At 53.4% G+C, this 23256-nt stretch carries 14 protein-coding genes and 2 pseudogenes; 6 read left to right on the forward strand and 10 right to left on the reverse strand.

Annotation, left to right across the window (positions count from 1 at the left end; all coding sequences use genetic code 11):
* Positions 1 to 76: 76 nt before the first annotated feature.
* From IGW03_RS30245 to IGW03_RS30255, 3 genes are all read right to left on the reverse strand, one after another.
* Positions 77 to 1375, reverse strand: a complete 1299-nt coding sequence (locus IGW03_RS30245) for an Nramp family divalent metal transporter (protein WP_194726187.1) — start codon at positions 1373 to 1375, stop codon at positions 77 to 79.
* 392 nt (positions 1376 to 1767) lie between these two features.
* On the reverse strand, positions 1768 to 3858 hold the full coding sequence (locus IGW03_RS30250) for a hybrid sensor histidine kinase/response regulator (protein ID WP_228536190.1): 2091 nt from the start codon (positions 3856 to 3858) through the stop codon (positions 1768 to 1770).
* A gap of 821 nt (positions 3859 to 4679) precedes the next feature.
* Entirely contained in the window at positions 4680 to 5156 is a 477-nt protein-coding gene (locus tag IGW03_RS30255; protein WP_194726188.1) for a hemerythrin domain-containing protein, read from the reverse strand.
* Between the two features lie 355 nt (positions 5157 to 5511).
* Between IGW03_RS30255 and IGW03_RS30260 the strand changes: the two genes are divergently transcribed.
* A complete protein-coding gene (locus tag IGW03_RS30260; RefSeq protein WP_194726189.1) occupies positions 5512 to 7791 on the forward strand; it encodes a hybrid sensor histidine kinase/response regulator in 2280 nt (759 codons plus the stop codon).
* Between the two features lie 125 nt (positions 7792 to 7916).
* On the opposite strand, the gene IGW03_RS30265 is transcribed toward IGW03_RS30260, so the two are convergent.
* The 3 genes from IGW03_RS30265 to IGW03_RS30275 form a co-directional block, all read right to left on the reverse strand.
* Positions 7917 to 9266: an HD-GYP domain-containing protein gene (locus tag IGW03_RS30265; RefSeq protein WP_194726190.1), complete on the reverse strand. Its 1350-nt coding sequence runs from the start codon at positions 9264 to 9266 to the stop codon at positions 7917 to 7919.
* Positions 9263 to 11167, reverse strand: coding sequence for a sensor domain-containing diguanylate cyclase (locus IGW03_RS30270; protein ID WP_194726191.1), 1905 nt, complete (start codon positions 11165 to 11167; stop codon positions 9263 to 9265). Before IGW03_RS30270 ends, IGW03_RS30265 begins: the two co-directional genes overlap by 4 nt.
* 235 nt (positions 11168 to 11402) lie before the next feature.
* Positions 11403 to 11948, reverse strand: coding sequence for a TetR/AcrR family transcriptional regulator (locus IGW03_RS30275; RefSeq protein ID WP_194726192.1), 546 nt, complete (start codon positions 11946 to 11948; stop codon positions 11403 to 11405).
* A gap of 304 nt (positions 11949 to 12252) precedes the next feature.
* Between IGW03_RS30275 and IGW03_RS30280 the strand changes: the two genes are divergently transcribed.
* Both IGW03_RS30280 and IGW03_RS30285 read left to right on the forward strand, forming a co-directional pair.
* Complete coding sequence (locus IGW03_RS30280) at positions 12253 to 13884, forward strand: methyl-accepting chemotaxis protein (RefSeq protein WP_194726193.1); 1632 nt, start codon at positions 12253 to 12255, stop codon at positions 13882 to 13884.
* Positions 13885 to 14080: 196 nt separating this feature from the next.
* On the forward strand, positions 14081 to 14524 hold the full coding sequence (locus IGW03_RS30285) for a chemotaxis protein CheW (RefSeq protein ID WP_194726194.1): 444 nt from the start codon (positions 14081 to 14083) through the stop codon (positions 14522 to 14524).
* A 74-nt stretch (positions 14525 to 14598) separates the two neighbouring features.
* Here IGW03_RS30285 and fabI read toward each other — a convergent pair whose 3' ends face one another.
* Positions 14599 to 15399 (reverse strand): enoyl-ACP reductase FabI, encoded by an 801-nt coding sequence (gene fabI / locus IGW03_RS38385; RefSeq protein WP_228536194.1) that lies wholly within the window; start codon positions 15397 to 15399, stop codon positions 14599 to 14601.
* Positions 15400 to 15594: 195 nt separating this feature from the next.
* Positions 15595 to 15984: pseudogene (locus IGW03_RS38390) on the reverse strand (MaoC/PaaZ C-terminal domain-containing protein); the annotation flags it as partial.
* A gap of 133 nt (positions 15985 to 16117) precedes the next feature.
* On the opposite strand from IGW03_RS38390, the gene IGW03_RS30295 reads away from it, so the two are divergent.
* The 3 genes from IGW03_RS30295 (at position 16118) to IGW03_RS30305 (ending at position 21765) form a co-directional block, all read left to right on the forward strand.
* Entirely contained in the window at positions 16118 to 17908 is a 1791-nt protein-coding gene (locus IGW03_RS30295) for a PHA/PHB synthase family protein (RefSeq protein WP_228536191.1), read from the forward strand.
* 125 nt (positions 17909 to 18033) lie between these two features.
* The gene (locus tag IGW03_RS30300) at positions 18034 to 20865 is read left to right on the forward strand and encodes a cation-translocating P-type ATPase (protein ID WP_323745043.1); all 2832 of its coding nucleotides are present in this window, start codon (positions 18034 to 18036) and stop codon (positions 20863 to 20865) included.
* 45 nt (positions 20866 to 20910) lie between these two features.
* The gene (locus tag IGW03_RS30305; RefSeq protein ID WP_194726196.1) at positions 20911 to 21765 is read left to right on the forward strand and encodes a DUF6920 family protein; all 855 of its coding nucleotides are present in this window, start codon (positions 20911 to 20913) and stop codon (positions 21763 to 21765) included.
* A gap of 120 nt (positions 21766 to 21885) precedes the next feature.
* Here IGW03_RS30305 and IGW03_RS30310 read toward each other — a convergent pair whose 3' ends face one another.
* Together IGW03_RS30310 and IGW03_RS30315 are read right to left on the reverse strand one after the other, a co-directional pair.
* Positions 21886 to 22740: a universal stress protein gene (locus tag IGW03_RS30310; protein WP_194726197.1), complete on the reverse strand. Its 855-nt coding sequence runs from the start codon at positions 22738 to 22740 to the stop codon at positions 21886 to 21888.
* Between the two features lie 217 nt (positions 22741 to 22957).
* Positions 22958 to 23256: pseudogene (locus IGW03_RS30315) on the reverse strand (hypothetical protein); the annotation flags it as partial.

Here is a 23256-nt window from a genome sequence, read left to right on the forward strand (position 1 = left end):
CCATCTATGTTGCGCTAGGGAGACCTGCGACCCATTACGTATCTAAAGCGTGATGCATCAAAGGCGATAATCCGCGCTATTGTCCGAGCGTGACGACCATGGCGGCGACGGCTAGTGCCATCACGCCTGTCGCCAGCCACCCAAGGATCTTTAGACGCCGCGTCACTACCAGGGGCCCCATGATGTCCGCACGTGCACCCATCACCATCATCAACGCCATGATGGGCACTGAAATGACACCATTGACGACGGCGCTCCAGTACAGCGCCTTGATAGGTTCAATGGGGGTGAAGCAAAGAACAACGCCGGCCAAGGTCGAGAAAATGATGATGGCATAAAAGCGCGGTGCCATGGACAGGTCATGCTCGAGGCTGCTCCTCCAATGAAATGTACCTGCCATGGCGTAGGCGGCAGAACCTGCCAATACCGGAATCGCGAGCAGCCCGGTGCCGATAATACCTAAACTAAACAGCATGAACGCAAAATTTCCCGCAATCGGGCGCAGCGCCTCGGCTGCCTGAGCAGAAGTCCCGATTTCAGTCACCCCCTGGCCGTTCAGTGTCACGGCGGTAGTGACCATGATGAAGAAGGCGACCAGGTTCGAGAAGCCCATGCCGATATAGGTATCGAGCTTGATACGCGTGAAGTCAGTACGTGCCCGCCGTGGATCAACCTTCAGCGCTTGCGCATGTGGATCCGCCCGCAGTTCTTCCACTTCCTGAGACGCCTGCCAAAAAAAGAGATAGGGACTGATGGTCGTGCCGAAAACGGCCACGATGGTCGTGACATACGACGGCTGCCACGACACTTGCGGAAAGACGATCTTCGTGAACAGTTCACTCCATGGCACATGCACGATAAATACCGTGGCGACATAGGCAAGCAAGGCCAGCGTCAGCCATTTCAGGACGCTGACATACCGGCTATAGGGAACGAACACCTGCAGCAAGACAGAAAGTAGGCCGAAAGCGACGGCATACAGGTGTGCATGGCCTCCCAAAGCAAGCCGTGCGGCATCGCCCATCGCCGCAATGTCGGCTGCAATATTAATGGTATTGGCAATCAGCAGGAGACTGACCATGACATACAGGAGCCATGGAGGGTAATGCTTTCGAATATTAGTAGCCAGGCCATGGCCGGTGACTCGGCCGATGCGGGCGCTAACGACCTGAATACCGACCATCAGCGGATACGTGAGAAGCAGTGTCCACAAAAGCCCGAATCCAAACTGTGCGCCAGCCTGCGAGTATGTCGCGATGCCGCTCGGGTCATCATCGGCAGCACCGGTGATGAGGCCAGGCCCAAGCTTCTTGAGCCATCCGGTATCCTCTCGATGGTCGGCAATGGCCTTCTCTGCGACGGGGGTCTCGACCATGCGATTGCGAATCCGGGGCTTGGCATATATGCAACATTAGATTGGCATCTGGGAATTTTGTTCCGATGAAAGAAAGACCCATCGTTCTTCGGTGAAACGCCTTACCCTTGTGCAATCTACCTTTCCCGAAAGGTCTAATGAATTCCTTTATCACAACAGTCTGGACTATTAGTTTCTCGGGCTTTGTGCCCAGCACAGAAATCTAAATGCGGCTGCTGCTTGTTCAATCCCAGCTGTTGGCCTCTGGTTGACTAAGTCGCGGACGCGACCCGCAACTGTCTTTGCAATTTCCCAGGAGCGGACAGTCAAAGTCCGTTTGAGCTGTCGAGAAAGCAGGAGTGGAACTGTGACGCCTCTCCAGATGCCTGTTGGCTTCTTAGCCTATTTGAGTGCTAACGTTTCTCGTCTTGGACCCGAAGCAACGTTGCCAAAACGGCATTGAGCCTCTCCAGTGAAGCCGGTTTGAGCAGGTGGTAATCGAAGCCAGCGGCTTTTGTTCGCGCTTGATCCTCTGGAGCCCCCCAACCAGACAGAGCCACCAAGCTGACATGCTCGAGTTCGGGTAACGCACACAGGACGCGTGCAACTTGGTAGCCATCCATGCGAGGCATGCCAAGGTCGAGAATCGCCACGTCTGGAACAAAGGACTTGCCAATACGCACGGCCTCTTCACCGTCATAAGCTACGCATACTTCATGTCCTTCTTCACGCAGAAGAAACGACAGCGTTTCGGCCGCGTCGACGTTGTCGTCAGCCACGAGGATTTTCAACCTGGGATGGCCTGATGGATAGACCACTGGTGCTCCGGCACTCAGCCTCGAAGGCTCCTCCGCGGCATCCGGCGCAAGAGGCAAGCGGATGGTAAAAGTGCTGCCGTGACCGCGCCCAGCACTGGATGCGTTCACGGTCCCTCCGTGCAACGAGACCAGGTGACGAACTAGCGAAAGGCCAATCCCGAGGCCGCCCTTCGATATGGCAATGCTGTGAGAAGTCTGGGAAAACATGTCGAATACCCTGCCGAGGTCTTGTTCCGCAATTCCAATTCCCGTATCGCTGACTTCGATGACCGCCATGTCGCCGCTTGTGCGGGCAGATACAGAAATTCGACCACTCTCCGGCGTATATTTGCTTGCATTCGACAAGAGATTGGTGAGCACCTGGCTCAGGCGCACGGCGTCGCCGTTTCCCCAGATGGGGTCAGCTGGCAGGTCAAGGTCGAGTTGATGCCCTCCTGCCTCGATCAGAGGGAGACTGGTTTCGACTGCGTTGGCAACGACCGTTTGCAAGTCGATACGCCTGATCTGCAAATCCATTTTGCCGCTCGAAATCCGAGCAATATCGAGTAGATCGTTGATCAAGTGGACCATCTGGTCGACTTGGCGCTCCATCGTTCCGCGCAGTCTTTCGAGCATCTCCGGCTTGTCGCTACTCAGGCGCAGAAGCTGGAGCGCATTGCGAATCGGCGCCAGCGGATTACGCAGCTCATGCGCAAGGGTGGCCAGGAACTCGGACCGGCGCCGGTCGACTTCGCGCAGCGCTTCCATCGAGCGCACACGCTCAATGTGAGCCCAGCAACGATCAACGACGGCCTCGACGAGCGCTACCTCGTCCGGTGCCCAATTCCGCGGGTGCTGCTGGTGCACTGCCATCATCGCCACAAGCCGGTTTTGTTTGACCAGAGGGCAGCAGATGATCGCCTTGATGCCGATCTGGTTGAACATGTCGGCGCCGTCTTCGGCTGACAATTCATGATCGACGTCGTTGATCAGCAGTGTGCGGCCGACTCGCAGGTTGGACGTCGCGCGCGAACCGAACAGGTTGAGCGAGTACACGCCAACGGTGCTAATCGCTCCTGGAACTCGCCAGTCATGGCGGATGGTGAAGCGATCGTTGTCAGGCTCCAGGTCAGCGTAGGCAACGCGGGTTACGTTCAGATACTCGCCGAGCAGCCTCGTACTGTAGTCCATGATGGTCTCGGGATCATCAGCGAGACGGGTTGCTTCGCCAATCGCGTCAAGTAGACGCAGACGCTCCTGCTGCGACCGGATTTTTCCAGTGGTTTCACTACAGATGCAAAGTACCCCAGCTATCTCACCAGTTTCCGCGCGAATAGGGCTGGTCGAAAAGCTGGCGAATACCTGCTCCGCATAGCCGTTTCGGGTCAACGTAAACTCCTGATCTTCGAACCAAAGCGTTTGGCCGTCCATCGCTGCCGCGAGCATGGGGCCAACCACCTCCCATACTTCAGCCCAGACTTCGCGGAAAGGTATGCCCAACACCTGCCTCGGGTCCGCAGCCTTGGCTCCGAGAATCCCACGATATCCGTCGTTGTAGAGCAGTAGCAGTTTGGGTCCCCACGCGATATACATGGGATGACGTGCATTGAGCAACATACCCACGGCGGTCCGCAGCGATTGCGGCCATGCGTCTATAGCACCCAAAGGAGAGGAATCCCAATCGAAGCCCCGGAATATCGCCCCCATGTCGCCGCCGCCACTCAGGAAGCCAAGGCTAGGGGATGGGCTGCCAGCACGGGTCAAATTTTGCATCGCCGAGGAAGATAACCGCTACGGAATTTGAAAGTACGTCACAATATCATTTCGCAAGCCAAGCCGTGAAAACGGCTTCAGGTGACTCGTTGTCAGGTTGCAGCTTTCGGCATTTGAGCTATTTCTTGTCTTGATACGGGGACCGTCGACGTCGTGGGGTGGCGCCAATGTTTTGTCTGCGATACGACCGTCATCCTTTGCACGTAATCCGGATATGTCCGGCAAACGGCAATAAGGCACACTGGCTTGCCATGGCGGGTTCGCGCCAGCCTCAGTACGTGTCCACTTTTTGTATGGAAACTAATGTACGAGCAGCTCCTTGTAGGAGGTCCTTGCTTGTAGTGCGATTTCGATGCATGACTGCTTCTGCGCCCCCTTCCGACATGCGCATTCGATTAGGCTAGTGCTACTAATGAGAGACGTCGCATAATGCTAAAAGATTTCCTGGAAGAAATAATGCTGGCTAAAACATATTGGTACATAAATAAGACGCAGGCCCGTTGCTAAACAATGCGGACGGTACGGCAATATGGAAGCGAGACTGATTGCAGATTGTCTAAGCTTGCTCCTAGTATTGAACCGGATGTGCTTGGCATTGCGTTTCGAATGACACTACCGCTATAAACTCAGCGATTGACTATAGTTCAAGTCGACATGTGCTCGCAGGGTTTGCGATCGCTGTAGGAAGTAGAAAATAAAAATCTGAAACACTGCATATATCATTCATATGGCAATTTTGGCAATTGGCGCACATCTTAAAAACTCGGCGGCATATTTGATGAAGACTGTACGGTCGCCTCATGTGCACTAAGCAAGGATTCTGGTCGATCGTTCGCTAACAACGCTACATGTTTGATATTTTTGTACAGAATCTGTTCTTCCTTGACGCTATGCGTATGCATCAGAATCAGAAACGACTCAACATGCAAGATGAAGTCATTCTTTCGGTGAAGGGATACGGCGCTTTCCATGCGAAGTAAAATCAACTTTAGCCGAGAATGCTCTGCGCTAAGCACTTCTACAGGCCACGTCTCGTTTCCAGCCACCTTCTTGATCATAGGAAAGTAGATAGATTCTTCGAGTGCAATGTGATGCCTGAATGCGGTACTGAATGCCAGCAATGAGAATTGGGCCTCATCCCATTTAGCCTGGCTCACATCGCTTTCCAGATTGGCGAGCAACGTGTAGAAGTAATTATGATCATCGACGGCACAGTCGTAAGCGGCATCCATGGCTGACTCCAATCATGAGGACGAGAGATTGTGCGGCTTTCGAATGTTTGCAATCCATAACCTAGGTCAAAAATCTATGCCTTCAACGGCGGTGGCTTGGCGCGGCAATCAACTATGCTAACAAGTCCGCTTGTTGCAACCATTGGACTGGCGCATAGCTGCCATATGTCCGTGAACTAAAGTGGTAGTACGTATTTGCAATCTGATAACAATGAGGTGCCTTCATCTTCACGAAGTAAAATAGCCATCAGCCGCAGACAACACTGTAGGCAATCGATGGTCCTTGAGGTGCCTGGCTTTTTCTCCCTGGCAGCACAGCAAATCGCCAACAATTCTTCTTACAGGCTCCCAATCCATGATGAACTCTACTGATATTTTTACCCGGAACAGAGCGTCCGGCAGTGCGTTGCCAAGCAGACCAGTCTCATATATCAAGTCGCGTCGTCTGTTGGTTGCCATTGCATGTACGCTGGTTGTAATTATCGGTATGACTGCGGGGCTAGCAAGTTGGATTCAAAGAGAACGTTCCGTCGAGGAATGGCAGCGCCAAATGAGCGCACTATCGCTGATTTTGGCTGAAAGTACTTCTCAGGCCATGACTTCCGCGTACTTAGTACTCGACAGCATTGCTGAGGAAATAAAAGAAAAAAACGTATCTGACGTCGAAATGCTGCGCAACCGTTACAGCAACCAAGCAACTCATATGATGTTGCGTGACAAAGTTGCTGGCGTGCCCCAGATCGAGGTGGCCACAATTCTTGATGCAAATGGCGATCTAGTCAATTTCTCGCGTGCCTACCCTGCTCCACCTCTGAACCTAGCACAGCGGGATTATTTTCAGTTGCACCGTGACAATCCTAGTGCCGGCCCCTATATCAGTAAACCGGTTCGTAACCTTGTCAATGGCAAGTGGACCTTTTACATCAGTCGCCGAATCAACAGCGCTCAGGGCCAGTTCGTCGGGCTGGCGGTCATCGGCATCTCAACCGACTTCTTTGTAGATTATTTTCGTTCCATTTTTCCGAACGGCCGCGCTTCAGTCAGCCTCTACCGACAAGATCACACGCTAATGGTGCGCTGGCCGGTGAAAGATGACTTCATCGGCAAGCAAAATTTATCGAGCAATACCTTCAACATGCTGTCAGATGGTAGAAGTCATGGCGTGATGATTACCTCTGGACCCCGCATGGTCGAAAACGACGCCAATATCACCCGGATGGGAGCAGCACGTGTGGTTGCGAAGTATCCGCTAATCATAAATGTGACGGTGACCGAAGATGTGTATCTTTCAGGCTGGCGCCAGACACAGCCTTGGATTGTTGCGGTCGCCATGGGAAGCACAACAGCAATTTTGATTGTATTTATGCTGTTAGCAAGGATGTTGCGTCAGCGTGAAATGGACACGCAGCTAGCGCTGACACTCAAATCCAATGCAGAAGCTGCAAATGAATCAAAGTCACGATTTTTGGCTATGATGAGCCATGAAATTCGCACTCCGATGCATGGGCTCATTGGCATGTCCGAATGCCTGCTCGAGACAAATCTCGATGGTGTGCAGCGTAACTACGCCGGCAATGTGCACAACAGCGCTGTTGCATTGATGCGCCTTCTTGATGACATTCTGGATTTCTCCAAGATTGAGGCAGGCCGCATTGATATCGTCAACACTCATTTCAACCCTTGTCGCCTGCTAGAGACAACCGTTGCCCTGTACTCAGCCAGCGCTCAGAAAAAGCAATTGGTTATCGAGGTGGAAACTGCTATGCCGTCGTCAGCTTTGGTTACCGGAGATCCGATTCGTATTGGTCAGGTACTCGGCAATCTCTTGAACAATGCAATCAAGTTTTCCGCTGCCGGAGAGAAGATCATATTGCAGCTCGCAAGCAGGGAAAATGCGGAGACTGACAAGCTACTGCTTGAATTCTCCGTCATCGATCATGGCTTGGGAATTAGTAAGGAGGCTCAAGCAATCATCTTTGAACCATTCACGCAGGCCGACAACAAAATCAGCCGACAGTACGGAGGCACTGGCTTGGGATTGGCTATATCGCAACAGCTGGTCAAGTTGATGGGCGGCGAAATTGGCTGCCAAAGCGTGCAAGATAAGGAGACCCGATTCACTTTTCATGTGCCGTGTATCGCGGCACCCGCTGCTCAAGAAGATCCGGCTTCGCTACAAAACAGCTCCGTTCGTCAAATCTCACCTCCAACCCGCTCCGATATACGGGGAGGTACACAACGTGTCCTGCTTGCTGATGACAGTGAGTTGAATCGACAGCTTGTCAAGATCATGTTGAGCAACAATATGTATCAAGTAGATGAAGCTGAGGATGGCGCTCAAGCGTGGGAAGCGCTGCAACGGGAGCACTACGACCTCGTGCTAATGGATTGCATGATGCCGCTCATGGATGGCTATGAAGTGACGCGTTTTTTGCGGGAGCACGAGCGAGCGACCGGCGCAGCACACACGCCTGTTGTCGCACTGACCGCAGGCGCAACTGCGGGAGAGCGCGAACGCTGTCTTGAGGCTGGCATGGATTATTTCCTGAGCAAGCCATTCGGTCGTGCGGAGCTCTTTGATATGATCAGCAGGACGTCTAACTGTCGACCCACTGCCGACTCTGAGGTTAAATGATGACCAGATCGCGACAACTGTAGCTAAAGACGACGAGGCTATCCTCTCTCGGTGGTCTCACTACAGGGAAACAAAGACCATTTCTAAAACACGCCGCTATAAGACCGGGCGCGTGGTATTGCGACCTACATTTTCCCTGTATGTTCAACTGACGGCAATGAAACGGATGGCGTCTCGAAAGTCTTCCGAATGTCCTCTACAATAGGACCACAGTCCGGCAGATGAGAGGTTCGCCGTTCAACTTCGAAGATCAACTCGTCAATGACGCGATCCATTTCGACCAACGCCACGTTCAATTCGGGAAGTACCGTCGCATCATCTCCGGTCAGGTCAAGACATTCAAGCAAATCGGCCGAGAGTCCAGCTTGCATAGCCAGCGACTGAATACTTCGTACGCGCTTGCCTATGAAATCTAGCGCTATAGATTGCTTATGATGTTTGATTTTTTCTTGAAGGGCCGGCCATGCGCCTAATACCATGGTTAATCTCGCGAGCTTGCCGGCCACATCAATATTGTGATCTGATGTCGAATCAATGTCTTCCTTGGTCTGCAGAAGCTCATCTGCGACTGACAGGTATCGAGAGTCGAGCCGACCAGTATTCAATCGTATTGCAATTCGAATCTGGCGTTTTCTGGCGCGCCGGGCAATCGTTTCTACTGTTTCCGCGACCGCGATGATGCGTGCTTCTGTGCAGATTCTTTCTTCAGTCAACGCTGAAGGGTATCCGCTTCCGTCAAGGCGCTCGTGGTGCTGTAAAACGCCCTGCAATACGCCGGGTGCCATATTTTGTATTTTTGATAGGATGGCATAGCTCGTGATTGGGTGAACATGGATGAAGCGGCGCTCACTGCCTTGGATCGCTCGTCCTTTGGACAAGATTGTCCGGTCTGTATGCATTTCACCGAAATCATGGCAGATCGATGCCAGGAATAGATCCTGAAGCGTTCCCTGGCTTAATCCTATTCGTACTCCTAAACTGTGAGCTATGACGGCTGTTCTTAGAGAATGCAGATAAAGGTCATTTCGATCATCACGCATGACCGTCAGACGAAAGAGCAACGGCGCTGGTAGATGTAGCGTTCCCAGTATTGATTTATAACCCTGTGGATCACCGGACCGCATCGTGATATTTCGTAGTATCGGATCTGCGGAAATGATGCGCTCCATATCTCGCACCATAGAGACTTCATCAACTGAGTCAGCCGCACAAAGCACCACATCCAAAGGAAGCTCTAGCCTATGGGCTATCAGGCGTAAATGAGTGCTTCGATTGACCCTTGCCCCCTTGGCCAATAGCTTCATGCCATTTTCGGCATAGATGTCCTGTTGTGCGATGACTTCATTCTTCTCACCTACTCGCGCTACCGCGTGTGTGAAGTGAGGATTTTGATCAGCTGCATCCACTTGGACTCGCAATTCTTGATGTACCTCAGAATGCAACAACGTGGCAGCGTCATGTGCAACCGACATCATGCCGCTCCTGATGTTTCGTTGTGATGGACACGTATTCGGCCTCGTCCAGCGGTCTTTGCCTGATACATGGCCTGGTCCGCACAGCGTAATAGCACCTCTTCCGTATTCCCGTGGCTTGGATAGGTGGCCACTCCAAGACTGGCTCCGACTGACACCTGACAGCCTTGAATAATGAATGGCTTCAAAAGCGCTTCCAGAATGCTTTGTGCAACTGTGGCTGCGTGCTCCTCTGTGTTGATAGTAGCGAGAAGTACCACGAATTCATCGCCTCCGATCCTTGCTACCGTATCGGAATCACGCAGGCATTCTGTTACGCGACGTCCAACTTCCTTGAGCAACAGATCACCCGCATCATGCCCCATTTGATCATTAACAGCCTTGAACTTGTCGAGATCAAAATAGATCACTGAGAAGCAAGTGTTCTCTCTTTTCGCACGTAGCAAGCACTGGCGTAATCGATCAGCAAAAAGGTGTCGATTGGGCAGACCAGTAAGGGTGTCATGCTCAGCGCGATACTTAATTGCGTTGTCCTCCTGCTTTCTAGAAGTCACATCACTGTATGTGCCCAGCATGCGAACAGGCTCACCATTTTCGTTTCTGCGAACGACCATGCCCTTGGCGAGTACCCATCGCTCTCCTTTTTCGGCGGCGAGCACGCGGTGCTCTACTTTGTAGCTATGTGTTTTAGCACGCAAATGCATTACAAGAGCTTGTTCAACTTGCATAAGGTCGTCAGGATGGACGAGCTTTTGCAGCGCTTCCGGCGTGGCCGGAAGCACATCTTCCGCAACACCAAGGATTTCCTTGCTGCGACGTGACAATTGCAGTGTGCCGGCACCAATATTCCAGTCCCATACGCCGTCTTCAGCTCCGGAAAGCGCTAGGTTCCAACGTGCCTCACTTTCGGCTAACGCTGCCATGGCACTTGCCTTTTGGCGCGCACTTGCTAGAACGAAGTACCCAATGCCGATGATAAGCATGGTCATGCCAATCCCGGATAAGATGTATACACGATATTGCTCGCGGTAGCGGTCAAACGCTACCTCTTCAGCTTTGCCGACAATAACAGTCAACTCATATTTCGGGAGCGATCGCCAGGCGTTCAAACGTTCAATGCCATCGACTTCGGAGGCTCGATGGTAGATGCCGGTAAGATGCGGACCGCTTCGTTGCACTTGGAAATTTGCTATCCTTGTCCCCATGCCAATTCCGTCCCCTTCGCGAGGTGATCTCGCGACAATGGTGCCGTCGGCACGCACTAGAGTTACAGCAGCACTTTCACCAAGTTTGATTCGATGATAGAACCGGGAAAAGTAAGCTGGTGCAACAGATATGACGATGACGCCATCAAAATGGCCAGCTATATCATAAATTGAGCGCGTGAACTGAATTGACCATTGGTTGCTTACCCTCCCAAGTACTGGAGCACTGATAAACAATCTGTCGATTTGACGCTGAGTATGTATTTTGAAGTGCTCACGGTCACTCAAATCAATGGCTTTTGCATTGGGGTCGGCACTTGAAAAGACGAGTCTTCCCTTGGCATCGAGGATGCTGACCTGAAATGATACTTCATCCTGAAGGTGCGCTTGCAAGCGACTGATAATCTCTCGATATCCGTTACGATCGCGTATCCAATGAGAACGTAGACCAATCAACGAGAGATCGATGGTATTGACCGATGAATTGACTTCCTCGGCGAATGCGAGGGTGAGATTCTCGAGCTCCGTTTTGCTCTCCGTCTCAGCCAGCCTATATAGCTGGGACAAGCCAATGCCAATGGCCACCCATAATCCAATGATGGCGGTAAGCGTGAATAGGGATACCTGTTTGCTTAGCCCGAAGCGTTTTCGGATGCCGACAAACCAATGTCGATAGACAAAGATATTATTCTTTTTCATTGAAGTCGAAAAAAGCTATTGACGCCTAAAGCGAGCGTGAATAAGCCGGAACAACTTCATTGGAACGGATTCGTCGGGTTTTAGGACGATATCCCCAGGCGTGGAAATGTCAGCGGCTAGCAGTGTTTATTCTCAGGTATTACTTTTTGTGCGAGTCTATGAAATTGCTACAGGTTGAACTGAGAGTTCAGCGTTGAAGGCTCCTTGGTCGCGGAATCACGCTGACATCACTGTATTAGTTCGATGAAAAATCTTTAAGCAAACTGACGGCATCAACCAGTACCTGCTCTGAGATTGAGTTCCCTTTGGTGGCTCTCGCAATCACCAAGGCACCTACTAGTGTCGCCAATATCCCAAGCGGGAGGTGTTCTTTAGCGCGATCTGACTGCTCTATACATGTACTTAGCTCTGCGGCGACCGCTTTCAACCCGTGTACATACTCCGCCTGCAGCTGGGAGTTCTCCGCCGCCCGTGCGACATCCCCTGCCAAGGCGGCGATTGGGCAGCCATGACCGGGGTTGTCACGATGGAGGGCTGAAAGATAATTGTCGATGAACGGTTCCAGCGTACGACGCCCCTCCTTGTCCTTCCACGTTGTTCGTACTTCCTCGACTTGGCCATACGCCCCAGCGCATGCTTCTGCAGCGAGAGTCGCTTTGGATGCAAAATGCTTGTAGAAGCCGCCATGCGTCATAGATGCGCCGTGCATTACGTCCGCCACGGTCACATTCTCGATGCCCTTTTCTCGAAAAAGATATGACGCCCTATTGACGATCTTCAACCGATTGCACGCTGACACCATCTTACTTGACTTCGGCACTTGATTTCTCCTTTGCAACAATAATAGATGACTATCAACATATATACAAGAAGCCGGAAGCAAGAGGTCAAAACATTACAGTTGCCTCTATTGGTCTACACCGTTCTACCGAGAATTGACATGGAAATCCGCGATATACCACACGTGCGATATTGATTCAGATCAATGTTTCTTAGATGCAAGATGGATTTAATGGGCACCACTGTGCTGCGAGACATTAAGGCACTTCCCAGACCTAATGGCTTTTCCAATCAGGAGTGCAACAATGCGCAAGAATTTTCCCGTCAACGACAATGAATATCTCCTTCAAGACAACCGTCCGATCGTCTCCAAGACCGATCTGAAGGGCAGAATTACCTATGTCAATCCATACTTTGTCGAGGTCAGCGGCTTTACAGAGGTCGAGTTGATGGGTGCGCCACATAACATTGTCCGTCATCCGGACATGCCGGAAGCCGCTTTCTCTGACCTGTGGCAGTGCCTCAAGGGAGGTGAACTCTGGAGTGCACTGGTGAAGAACCGACGTAAGGACGGCGGATATTACTGGGTCATCGCCAATGTCACTCCCATTACCGAAAATGGTGAGATCATCGGATACATGTCGGTACGCACTAAGCCAACGCGCCAGCAAATCGAAACCGCAGTACAGGTATATGCCGAAATGCAGAAAGGCCAGCAAAGTCGCATGACTGTTATCAAAGGGCAGGTTCAAGCTACATCCGTTCTCGCAAAACTTGTGCGGCGAACAGGTATGTCGCTGTCGGGACGTCTTGCCGCATCGTTATGCCCGTCGATCGCGCTGGCTTTGTATGCCCTCTACTACCTGATAGGTAGCCAAGGGTCACTACCTTCCTGGCTGCCTTATGCATGCATGGCCAGCGGGTGGCTAAACTTGATTCTGTGGACTTATCTGCATCGTTCAGTCGTCCAGCCCCTTTCACAAGCGACGTCTCTCGCAAAATCACTGGCTGGCGGAGACTTGGCTCACCATCAAATTACACGTTGCCAAGGTGAGGTGGGCCTGCTTTCGCAGGCACTTGGTCAAATGAATGTCAATTTGCTAGCCGCCATTGGCGACATCCGTGACAACGTAGCTACGATAAACCGGGCCACGGCTGAAATTGCTGCAGGCAACATGGACCTGTCAGCCCGTACTGAAACGCAGGCGGCAAGCCTGGAAGAGACTGCCTCGAGCATGGAGCAATTCGCGGCAACGGTAAGCGCGAATGCGAGCAATGCGCAACAGGCGAGCCAGTTAGCCGAACAAGCCAGTGCCATTGCACGCCAAGGAGATAAGACTGTTGCCGATATGGGAGAAACAATGGGGGCGATTTCCGACTCCGCCAGACGCGTTGTTGACATTATCGCCACCATCGATGGAATTGCCTTCCAAACCAATATTCTGGCGCTAAATGCGGCCGTTGAGGCTGCAAGGGCCGGCGAAGCAGGACGTGGCTTTGCGGTTGTTGCGACTGAAGTACGCAACCTTGCGCAACGTTCAGCCACCGCAGCAAAGGAGATCAAAAATTTAATTGAAGACTCAGTTGATAAAGTCAATGCGGGCAATGATTTGGTCACGGGCGCTCGGCAGACAATGGACCAGGTAGTTGAAGCAGTTGCGCGGGTCTCCAATAGGGTTACAGAAATTACCGCTGCCAGTAACGAACAGGCACTAGGCGTGCAGCAAGTCAACCACGCAGTCGGTCATATGGATGAAGTCACACAACAAAACGCGGCATTGGTGGAGCAAGCTGCAGCGGCGTCGCGTACACTTCACGAGCAGGCAAAACATCTTGCACATGCGGTCTCAGTGTTTAGCATCGGTGCAAGTGTTCCCGCATCTCCGCCAACGCATTTGCGCAATTCGGTTGACCAGGATTCCTTGCCTGTGCAGTAGCAGAACGTTCAACGCACGAAAAAACGCAGCCGAATAGACTTGGCTAGTAAGCACACGCATCGTGATGCCTACGGCGTTGGTGACGCTTTCATTTTGCGCGTGCGTTACCCGCCGCACATTTGAAATTTGTGATTTTCCAAGACAATGAATTGCAAACGAAAAGCACCGGGACAGCGGGCAATGCTTGACAATAAAGATGAACAAGACGATCGCATTCCCCCCGGTTTCCCTTTTACGCTTTTGTGCCAGGCAGAGTGAACTGGCGCTCGACGCTCGGTACGTGCGCTTGATTACAACGACCGCTTCGACCCACATTTTGAGGGAGAAAGAAGATGCTCGTGGCTTGATCGCGTGGTATAAAGAGAAAGCAATTCCTGTTGTCGATATTGGCCAACTGGTGGGCGATGGCACTTACCTACGCCCGATGGTGATACTGGAGCTACAAAGGCTTTACGTAGCCATCATTGTTGATGAAGTCAGAGGGCTCATCGAGCTGCCGGCGCACGCAATTGAGGTACAAACGGAAACAGATATTGACCCTAGAAATCTAATTCACGGGACATTCAATGCTGAACAGGGACGGGTTCTGATTCTGGACATCGAACGATTTTTCACACCACTGTTATACGAACTACGATAACGCCGACCCGAGAACAACTTCTAACTGATCCGTGTCTATGTCATACAGCAAACTGCATTAGCCTGGCCTAGAATTTAACTGGCCATCACGTGCTGCCCTCCATCCACTGGAATCACCGTGCCGGTTAACATTTTTCCACCATCTCCGACCAGGTATGCTGCCAGTGCGCCAACGTCATCGATACTCGCCAGGCGCTTCTGCGGAGCCTGCGCTGCCGCTCTTTCGAGCAGTTCGTCAAAACGGTCAAGACCACTGGCTGCTCGGGTGCGCATCGGTCCAGGAGAGATCGCATGCACACGTATATCTTTTGGTCCCAATTCCGCTGCCAGATAGCGCGCGGTGCTCTCAAGTGCCGCCTTGACCGGCCCCATCAAATTGTAGTGCTCGACCACCCGTTCCGATCCATAGAAGCTCACTGTCAGCAAACATCCTCCCTGGCGCATCAACGGTTCAGCCAGCCGTGCGATACGAATAAAGGAATGACATGACACATCCATTGCCATTGCAAAGCCCGCCGCTGAACAATCGGTGACACGGCCATGCAGATCCTCCTTGGGTGCATAGGCAATCGAATGCAATACGAAGTCCAGCCTGCCCCATTCCCGCTCGATTCGCTCGAACAGTCCTTCGAGTTGGCCAGGAATGCGTACATCACATGGTGCAATGATGGAACACCCAAGCGCTTCCGCCAATGGCTCAACAAAAGGCTTGGCCTTGTCATTTACGTAAGTCACTGCCAATTCGGCCCCTGCTACTCGAAACGCGTGCGCGCAGCCATAAGCTATGGAGTGTTCGTTGGCAATTCCCAGCACCAGCCCACGTCGGCCGCGCAAGCTGAACGGCGCTGCAACCGATCCTTCCACGAACGGTGCCATCCCCGGCGCAGTCGCTCCGGAAGAATTTGCTGGCGACGTGGCACCTCCTCCTTCGGGCGTTGATTGAGTGTTCCTCGCATCAAGCTGCTCTCGGTAACGCTGTCGGTGCGCGACCGCGACTTCCGGCACCTCGATGACGGGCCGCCGGATTTTTTCCGTCGGCGCAAGCACTTCCGCCGTGCCGGTGACCACGTCTTCACCTTGCTGATTGGTACAGCGGCAATCAAAGTAGATCACCTTGCGCGTAGGGTCTTTTTCTCTTGCGGTCACAGTGACGGTCACGGTGTCACCGATTCCGACCGGATGCTTGAAACGTAAATCCTGCCCCAAGTAAATCGTGCCCGCACCCGGCAATTTTGTTCCAAGCACTGCAGAAATCAAGGATCCCGCCCACATGCCATGGCCGACTACCTTGTGGAAGCGATTGCCTGCCGCAAAGACCGGATCGAGATGCGCCGGATTGACGTCACCGGATACTGCGGCAAACAGTTCAATGTCTTCCGGTAACAGTGTGCGAACGAGTTGTGCGTGGTCTCCGACAGCGACTTCGTCGAACGTAAAATTTTCGACTGTTCGAGCATTCATGCAGGCATCCTGGCATTCGTTGAGCGAGGCGACAGGATAATTTTCGCCATTCCCGATGTACTTGATCCAGGTCAGGTTTTTTTGGCAAACGTTTGTTTATCTTCGGCGGATCAACTTCTCAAAGACCTATCCAATGGATCACGCACCTTGGGACATGCTCAACCACCCTGAGCGGCTTGCCAGTGGCTGGCTCGGAACTCCTTACAGGGGGCAGCGTCCGCTTGACGATAGCAACAAGGATCTGGACCGCATCCTGATGGCGGCGGTTGGACGACTTACCGGAGGCATGTCGCCAATTGCCCTATGGATGGCATATATCGACTGGATCACACACCTCCAGCTGTCGCCATCAAAGCAGCAGGAATTGCTCATTGATGGTTGGCACAAGGTGGCAAGGTGGCAGGGGTATGCCTATGACACCATGCGGCATGCAGACAGTACGCTTGAACCCTGCGTCGATCCTCTGCCCCAGGACAAGCGCTTCGCCGATCCTGCATGGCAGCAGTGGCCATTTAGCGTCATGTACCAAGGCTTCCTGATGTCCCAGCAATGGTGGCATCGTGCGACAACAGGAATCAGTGGTGTCTCAAAACATCACGAGGAGGTTGTGACTTTTGCCGCACGACAACTACTTGACATGTTGTCGCCCTCGAATTTCGCCAGCATGAATCCCGTGGTGATCAATGAGGTGGTCCGAAGTCAGGGGCAGAATTTCATCCGCGGCGCTACGAATGCTGCCAACGACTGGCTCCATGACATCTCCGTCATACCGCACGAACACGCATTCAAGGTCGGTGAGACGCTCGCTGCCGCGCCGGGCAAGGTGATCTTCCGAAATCGGTTAATCGAACTGATCCAGTACGCGCCAGCATCATCGACTGTTCATACGACGCCGGTACTGATTGTGCCGGCGTGGATCATGAAATACTACATTCTCGACCTGTCGCCGCATAATTCACTGGTGCGCTATCTGGTTGAACAAGGGCACACCGTATTCATGATCTCCTGGAAAAATCCGGTCGCTGCAGATCGTGACCTCACCATGGATGACTACCGTAGGCTGGGGATCATGGACGCCATCGAGACCATCTGCAAGGCGACGCAATCACCTACCCTCCATGCGGTCGGTTATTGCCTTGGCGGCACTCTGCTCTCAATTGCCGCAGCGACAATGGCACGTGATGGTGATCAGCGTCTGGCAAGCATGACCTTGTTCGCGTCGCAAGTGGACTTCAAGGAGCCAGGCGAGCTGTCGCTGTTCATCGACGAAAGCCAGGTGGCATTGCTGGAAGCATTGATGTGGGAACAGGGATATCTCGATAGCCGCCAGATGGCCGGTGCGTTTCAGATGCTTCGCTCCAATGACCTGATCTGGTCGCGTCGGCTGAATCACTACCTGCTTGGCCTGCCGGAGAAAGTCACGGATTTGATGGCCTGGAATATGGATACGACCCGCATGCCCTACCGGATGCATATCCAGTATCTGCGTGACCTGTTCCTTCGCAACGACCTGGCCGAGGGCCGTTATAGCGTGAATGGGCAGCCAATTGCTTTGTCCGATATACGCGTGCCAATTTTTTCCGTCGGCACCATTACCGACCATGTCGCGCCGTGGCGATCGACTTACAAGATCCATCTGCTCACCGATACCGAAGTAACTTATTGCCTGACCAGCGGCGGGCATAATGCCGGCGTGGTTTCACCGCCCGGGCATCCCAATCGGCAATACCAGATTTCCCGACACTTGCCCACTGACCCCTATATCAACCCCGAAGATTGGCATCGCACGACGCCATCGCAGGAAGGATCATGGTGGCCCGCGTGGGAAAGCTGGTTATCCAGCCAGTCGCCGCACCAACAAAAGCCGCCATCCATGCCGCCTGCCCTATGCGATGCGCCGGGCACCTATGTGCTGCAGCGATAGAGGGCCGGAGGGCCGCCGACCCATCTTGCCGAGAACCATAAAACAAATCTGCGGCATCGTTGCCTGTCTCGCCTGCTTCGCCGTTCAAGGCATCACGGCGTTGATAAGATCAATCATGGAAGCGCATGATGAAACAGTCCGTCAGCATTGACCAACCCTACACGCTTGACAACGATAGCATTGTCGCAGCTCTCGAGACGAATGCCCATGCTGGTCTGTCCTCAACTGAAGCGTTACAGCGGCTTCGTGATGACGGGCCCAATGCGCTCCGCGCCGAACCCCGCCCACCTGCCTGGCGGCAGTTCCTGCTGCACTTTCAGGATCCGCTGGTCTATCTACTGATTGCTGCTGCAACCATTGGCCTAATTGCGTGGTACATCGAAGGGCGCGCTGGCGCGCCCGTTGATACCATCGTCATTACAGCAATCATCATTCTCAATGCCATCCTGAGTTACGTGCAGGAAGTCAAGGCAGAAAACGCTGTTGCGGCACTGACTAGCATGACGGCGGCCATGTCATCGGCACTACGTGACGGAAAACCTGTCCGCATACCCACGCACGATCTGGTCCGCGGCGATTTGCTCTCATTGAGCGAGGGAGATATCGTTGGTGCAGATGCACGCCTGGTGCAGGCGTCGGCATTGCGGGTGCAGGAAGCGTCGCTGACCGGCGAAAGTGAAGCCGTGTTCAAGGATACGAGGGTACTGCGTGAACCGGTTGCGCTGGCCGACAGAACTAACATGGTTTTCAAGGGCACTACCGTTGTTCAGGGCAATGGTCTGGCCATTGTGACCGCCACCGGAATGGCTACAGAGATTGGCGCCATCGCCAGTATGCTCGACCGTACCGCAGAATCTCAGACACCGTTGCAAAAGGAAATCAGCAAGGTCGGTAAGACACTCGGTACAGTCGTGGCCCTCATTGCGGTGCTCGTTGTGGCCACAGTCCTCCTGATTACTCCAGTTCACGGGGTGGCGGAAATCGTCGAGGTGCTCCTGCTTGGGGTCTCGCTTGCCGTGGCAGCTGTGCCAGAGGGCCTGCCTGCGATCCTGTCGATTGTGCTTGCCCTGGGCGTACAACGGATGGCGAGGCAAAATGCGATCGTCAAAAAGCTATCCTCCGTAGAAGCACTGGGGGCGGCCACAGTGATTGCATCGGACAAGACCGGCACGCTGACTCGGGCTGAAATGACGATCGAGCGCATTATCACAGCGTCTGGAACGACCCATGTCAGCGGCATCGGATATGCGCCAAAAGGTGAGATTCTATATCAAGGCGAACGGCTCGAACCAGGGCCGCTGCTCTCCGAACATGTCGTGGTTTTATGCGGCGGCAGCCTGGCCAGCAATGCCGATCTACGCAAAAGCGATGCCGGGCAATGGGAAATCCAGGGCGATCCGACCGAGGCAGCATTCCTGGTCGCTGAAGAGAAGCTGGGGGCTGCCGCGCGGCGCAAGCGGCGTTTTGAACGCATCGGTGAAATCCCGTTCAGCTCGGAACGTAAAATGATGTCGACCCTACAGGTCGATCATGAAGATAGCGACAATATTGTCATTGTCACAAAAGGTGCGCCTGATGTATTGCTCCCGCGATGCAGCAGGATTCGCATTGGCTCCGAGACTGTCTTGCTGGACAACGCCCGACGCCAGCGCATTGTGGCCGACATCGACAGCCTTTCTGATGCGGCCCTGCGTACCCTGGCAGTCGCCTATCGTTCCTTGAAGCCGGGAGAAGACCCGCATCCAAGCGACGAGTTGGAACAGGATCTGATCTATGCCGGTACGGTCGGCATCATTGACCCTGCACGCGAAGAAGCCGCTCTGGCAATCCGCGAAGCCCGCCATGCCGGCATTCGAGTGTTGATGATTACCGGCGACCATCCGCGCACCGCGGCGCGCATCGCAGCAGACCTCGGCATTACCGCCACCCCGGCGCCGGCGTTAACCGGCTTGGAGTTGGAAAGGATGGACCAGGCTGCCTTTGCCAGTGCGGTCAGATCGGCATCCGTGTTCGCCCGTGTCGCACCCGAGCATAAATTGCGGATCGTCGATGCGCTACAAGCCGATGGCAATGTCGTTGCCATGACCGGCGATGGTGTCAATGATGCTCCCGCATTGAAGTCGGCGGACATTGGCATCGCGATGGGCATCACTGGCACGGAAGTGACCAAGCAAGCGGCCCGGATGATCCTTGCTGATGACAATTTTGCAACGATTGTACGTGCGGTGCACGAGGGACGGCATATCTTCGATAACATCAGGAAGTTCTTGCGTTACCTGCTTTCATCCAACATCGGCGAGGTATTGACCATTTTCCTCGGCGTGGTTCTGGCAGGCGTCCTCGGTCTGACTGATGCTGCAGGAAGGCTTGTGTTGCCCCTGCTGGCGACCCAGATTTTATGGATCAATCTGCTGACCGATTCAGGACCTGCGCTAGCGATGGGTATGGATCCGGAAACCGATGACGTCATGGCACGTCCACCTCGCCGGCTAACTGATCGGATCATTGATGCACAGATGTGGGCAAGCGTGTTGCAGACCGGTTTCGTGATGGCTATCGTCACGTTGCTGACCATCGATTTTTATTTGCCAAGCGGCTTGATCGAAGGCTCGCGAGATCTCGACAATGCGCGCACCGCCGGCTTTACGGTGCTGGTACTTGCCCAGCTTTACAACTGCTTTAATGCCAGATCGGACATGACGAGCGCATTTCATCACTTGTTTGCCAACAAGTGGCTATGGGGTGCGATCGCCTTGTCGCTCCTGCTGCAGATTGCGGTCGTCCATCTGAACGTGCTCAATACTGCATTCAGTACCGCACCACTTGACCCGGAGCAGTGGCTCTTCTGTGGTGTCGTTGCCAGTACGGTGTTATGGGCATCCGAGCTTCGCAAGATGCTGCAACGCGCACGTAGAACTCATTTGCCCGCGCCGGCTAACGTAACCTTTTCCCAATAGACTTCTCCGTCATATGCTTCAACGCCCTCGCCTTTTGCTCCTGCCATGAAAGCAAAACTGTCGACAGCAGCATCTATCTTCGCCGGCATTGTAGTTGCCGCTGTGGGTATTGGAAGAATGAAATGGAATGCCGAAACGCGCGAACTGCGTACCCGTCTTGATGCGGCACGGCACCCAATCACATCGAAGACGGTCGACTTCAATACACTCTCGTCTCTGCCGTCGCCAGTGCAACGATTTTTTCGGACGGTGCTCAAAGACGGTCAACCCATGGTGACGGGCGTACACGTCAGACACCAGGGCACGTTCAACATGAGTGAGTCGGATGACAAATGGTATCCGTTCACGTCGGATCAGAAGGTAGTCACGCAAAGGCCCGGGTTTGACTGGGATGGACGTATTGGTGTCTTGCCGGGTTTGAATGTTCATGTGCACGACGCCTATTTGGCTGGTGATGGCATTCTTCACGCGTCGCTGCTTGGCTTATTTACCGTTGCGCACCTGCATGGCAGTAGCGATGTGGCGGAAGGCGAACTCATGCGCTTTTTCGCAGAAGCGGCCTGGTATCCGACTGCATTGTTGCCCAGTCAAGGGGTACGTTGGCATGCCTTGGACGCCAACTCGGCGAAAGCCACGCTTGAAGACGGCAATATCAAGCTGACCCTGTTGTTTACCTTCACCGAGGCCGGGTTAATCGAGTCTGTCCGTGCCGACGCACGCGGTCGTAGTGTGAATGGGAAAATTGTACAAACTCCCTGGCAAGGACGGTTCTGGAACTACACGCAACGCGCGGGAATGTCGATACCACTTGACGGTGAAGTGATGTGGATGCTGGCAGAAGGCCCCAAGCCATACTGGCGTGGTCACATTGCCGAGATTGCCTATGAATTCGCGCAGTAGACAGGCGGGGCGGCTGGCCTTACAAAGATGGCGAAAGCTACTTTCCTAAGACTACCTCTTACCTCCCTACTGCAGGTCGTTGGTAGAGTTTTTCCGACCAAGCAGGCGCTTCCTGAAAATTCAGTGAGCCATCAGCACTGGAATAGTCATCTTCTCAAGCACGGTCAGTGTTACTCCACCCCGCAGCATTTCCTGGAAACGGGAATGCCCATAGCAGCCCATCACAAGCAGATCACTTTGCGCGGTATCGCAACATGCAAGCAGCGCGCCCCCGATATCGCTGTGCCTGTCGTGTTCCTGTATCACGTTCGCTGAAATGTCATGATGGGCGAGGTAATGAACGATATCGGCTCCGGCTACATCATTCGAGCCTGTTGGCTTCCTGCCATGGCGCAGGAGCAGTACGTCGACCTTTCCTGCACGTTCCAGCAGGGGTAAGGCATGATGCACGGCCCGGGTTGCTTCCAGGCTGCCATCCCACGCCAGCAATGGATTGTCGGCCAGTGCCTCGATTTCATGGCGATGTGGCAATACCAGAACGGGCCGTCCACTCGATACCGCAACATACTCCGGTAGGTCGTCAGCCATAGGATGGGCCGGCGCATCTGGATCCCATTGGGTAAGAATAGTCAGGTCGCTGTACCGGGCATGCAAACTCAGGCCATCAAGTTCATCATCTGCTACCAACCTGCATTCAAAAGAGGGGAGCCCGACAGAGCGCGCCGCGTCTTCGAAGCAGGCCAGAGCCGCCTCTGCTGACTTGTGCAGACGGCCAACTTCATCATGCATCGCATCCGTGACCTGCCTGCCCTGCTGCCGGGTCCGCTCCGAAAGACGCAGATAGTGAGAAACTCCAGTGACAGCAACACCAACTATATGGGTATTGGTGTTTTTCCCAGCAAGGGAGGCGGCACGTACACGCTGTACCATATGAGACGAATGATCGATATGGACAAGGATGGTCTTATAGGACATTGGACATTCCGTAGTGGGTAGGATCAGTCCGGGTAGCTCAAAGCATCGGCAGCAGCCCCGTCTAGCGGTCTTCGGCTTATAGAAACAGGGTAGTTCCCCGGTTAACTATAGGCTATAGGGGCGACTTTCCGACCGCGGCTCTGTGGTTCAATGCCATGTGAACGCAACCGTAGGAGTACTTGAAAAGCTTCAGCAAGGCAGGCATACCTTACGAGAATCAGACTTGCAGCAGCTCGGTATGGCCAAATCCCTTTTGGTAGTCAAGCACCGAAAAGAACTGGGGTCGAATCTTCAATAACAGGACATCATTGGTCTGGTTTGACTTAGTCCATTCCAGCAGCTGTGGGAAGCGTTTGATCATGCAGTCGGCAGCATGCTGAAGTTCCTTTGAGCCTGTCAGGATTTCTGTGTAAAGCGGGGTCATGAAATAATGCCGAAAGGGATGTTCCATGACTGACGTAATGACCACCAAGAAGCCTAAAAAACAGAAAGCACCGCCGCCGTTTCCGGTCGAAT

The sequence above is a fragment of the Noviherbaspirillum malthae genome (assembly GCF_015352985.1).
GTDB lineage: Bacteria > Pseudomonadota > Gammaproteobacteria > Burkholderiales > Burkholderiaceae_D > Noviherbaspirillum > Noviherbaspirillum malthae.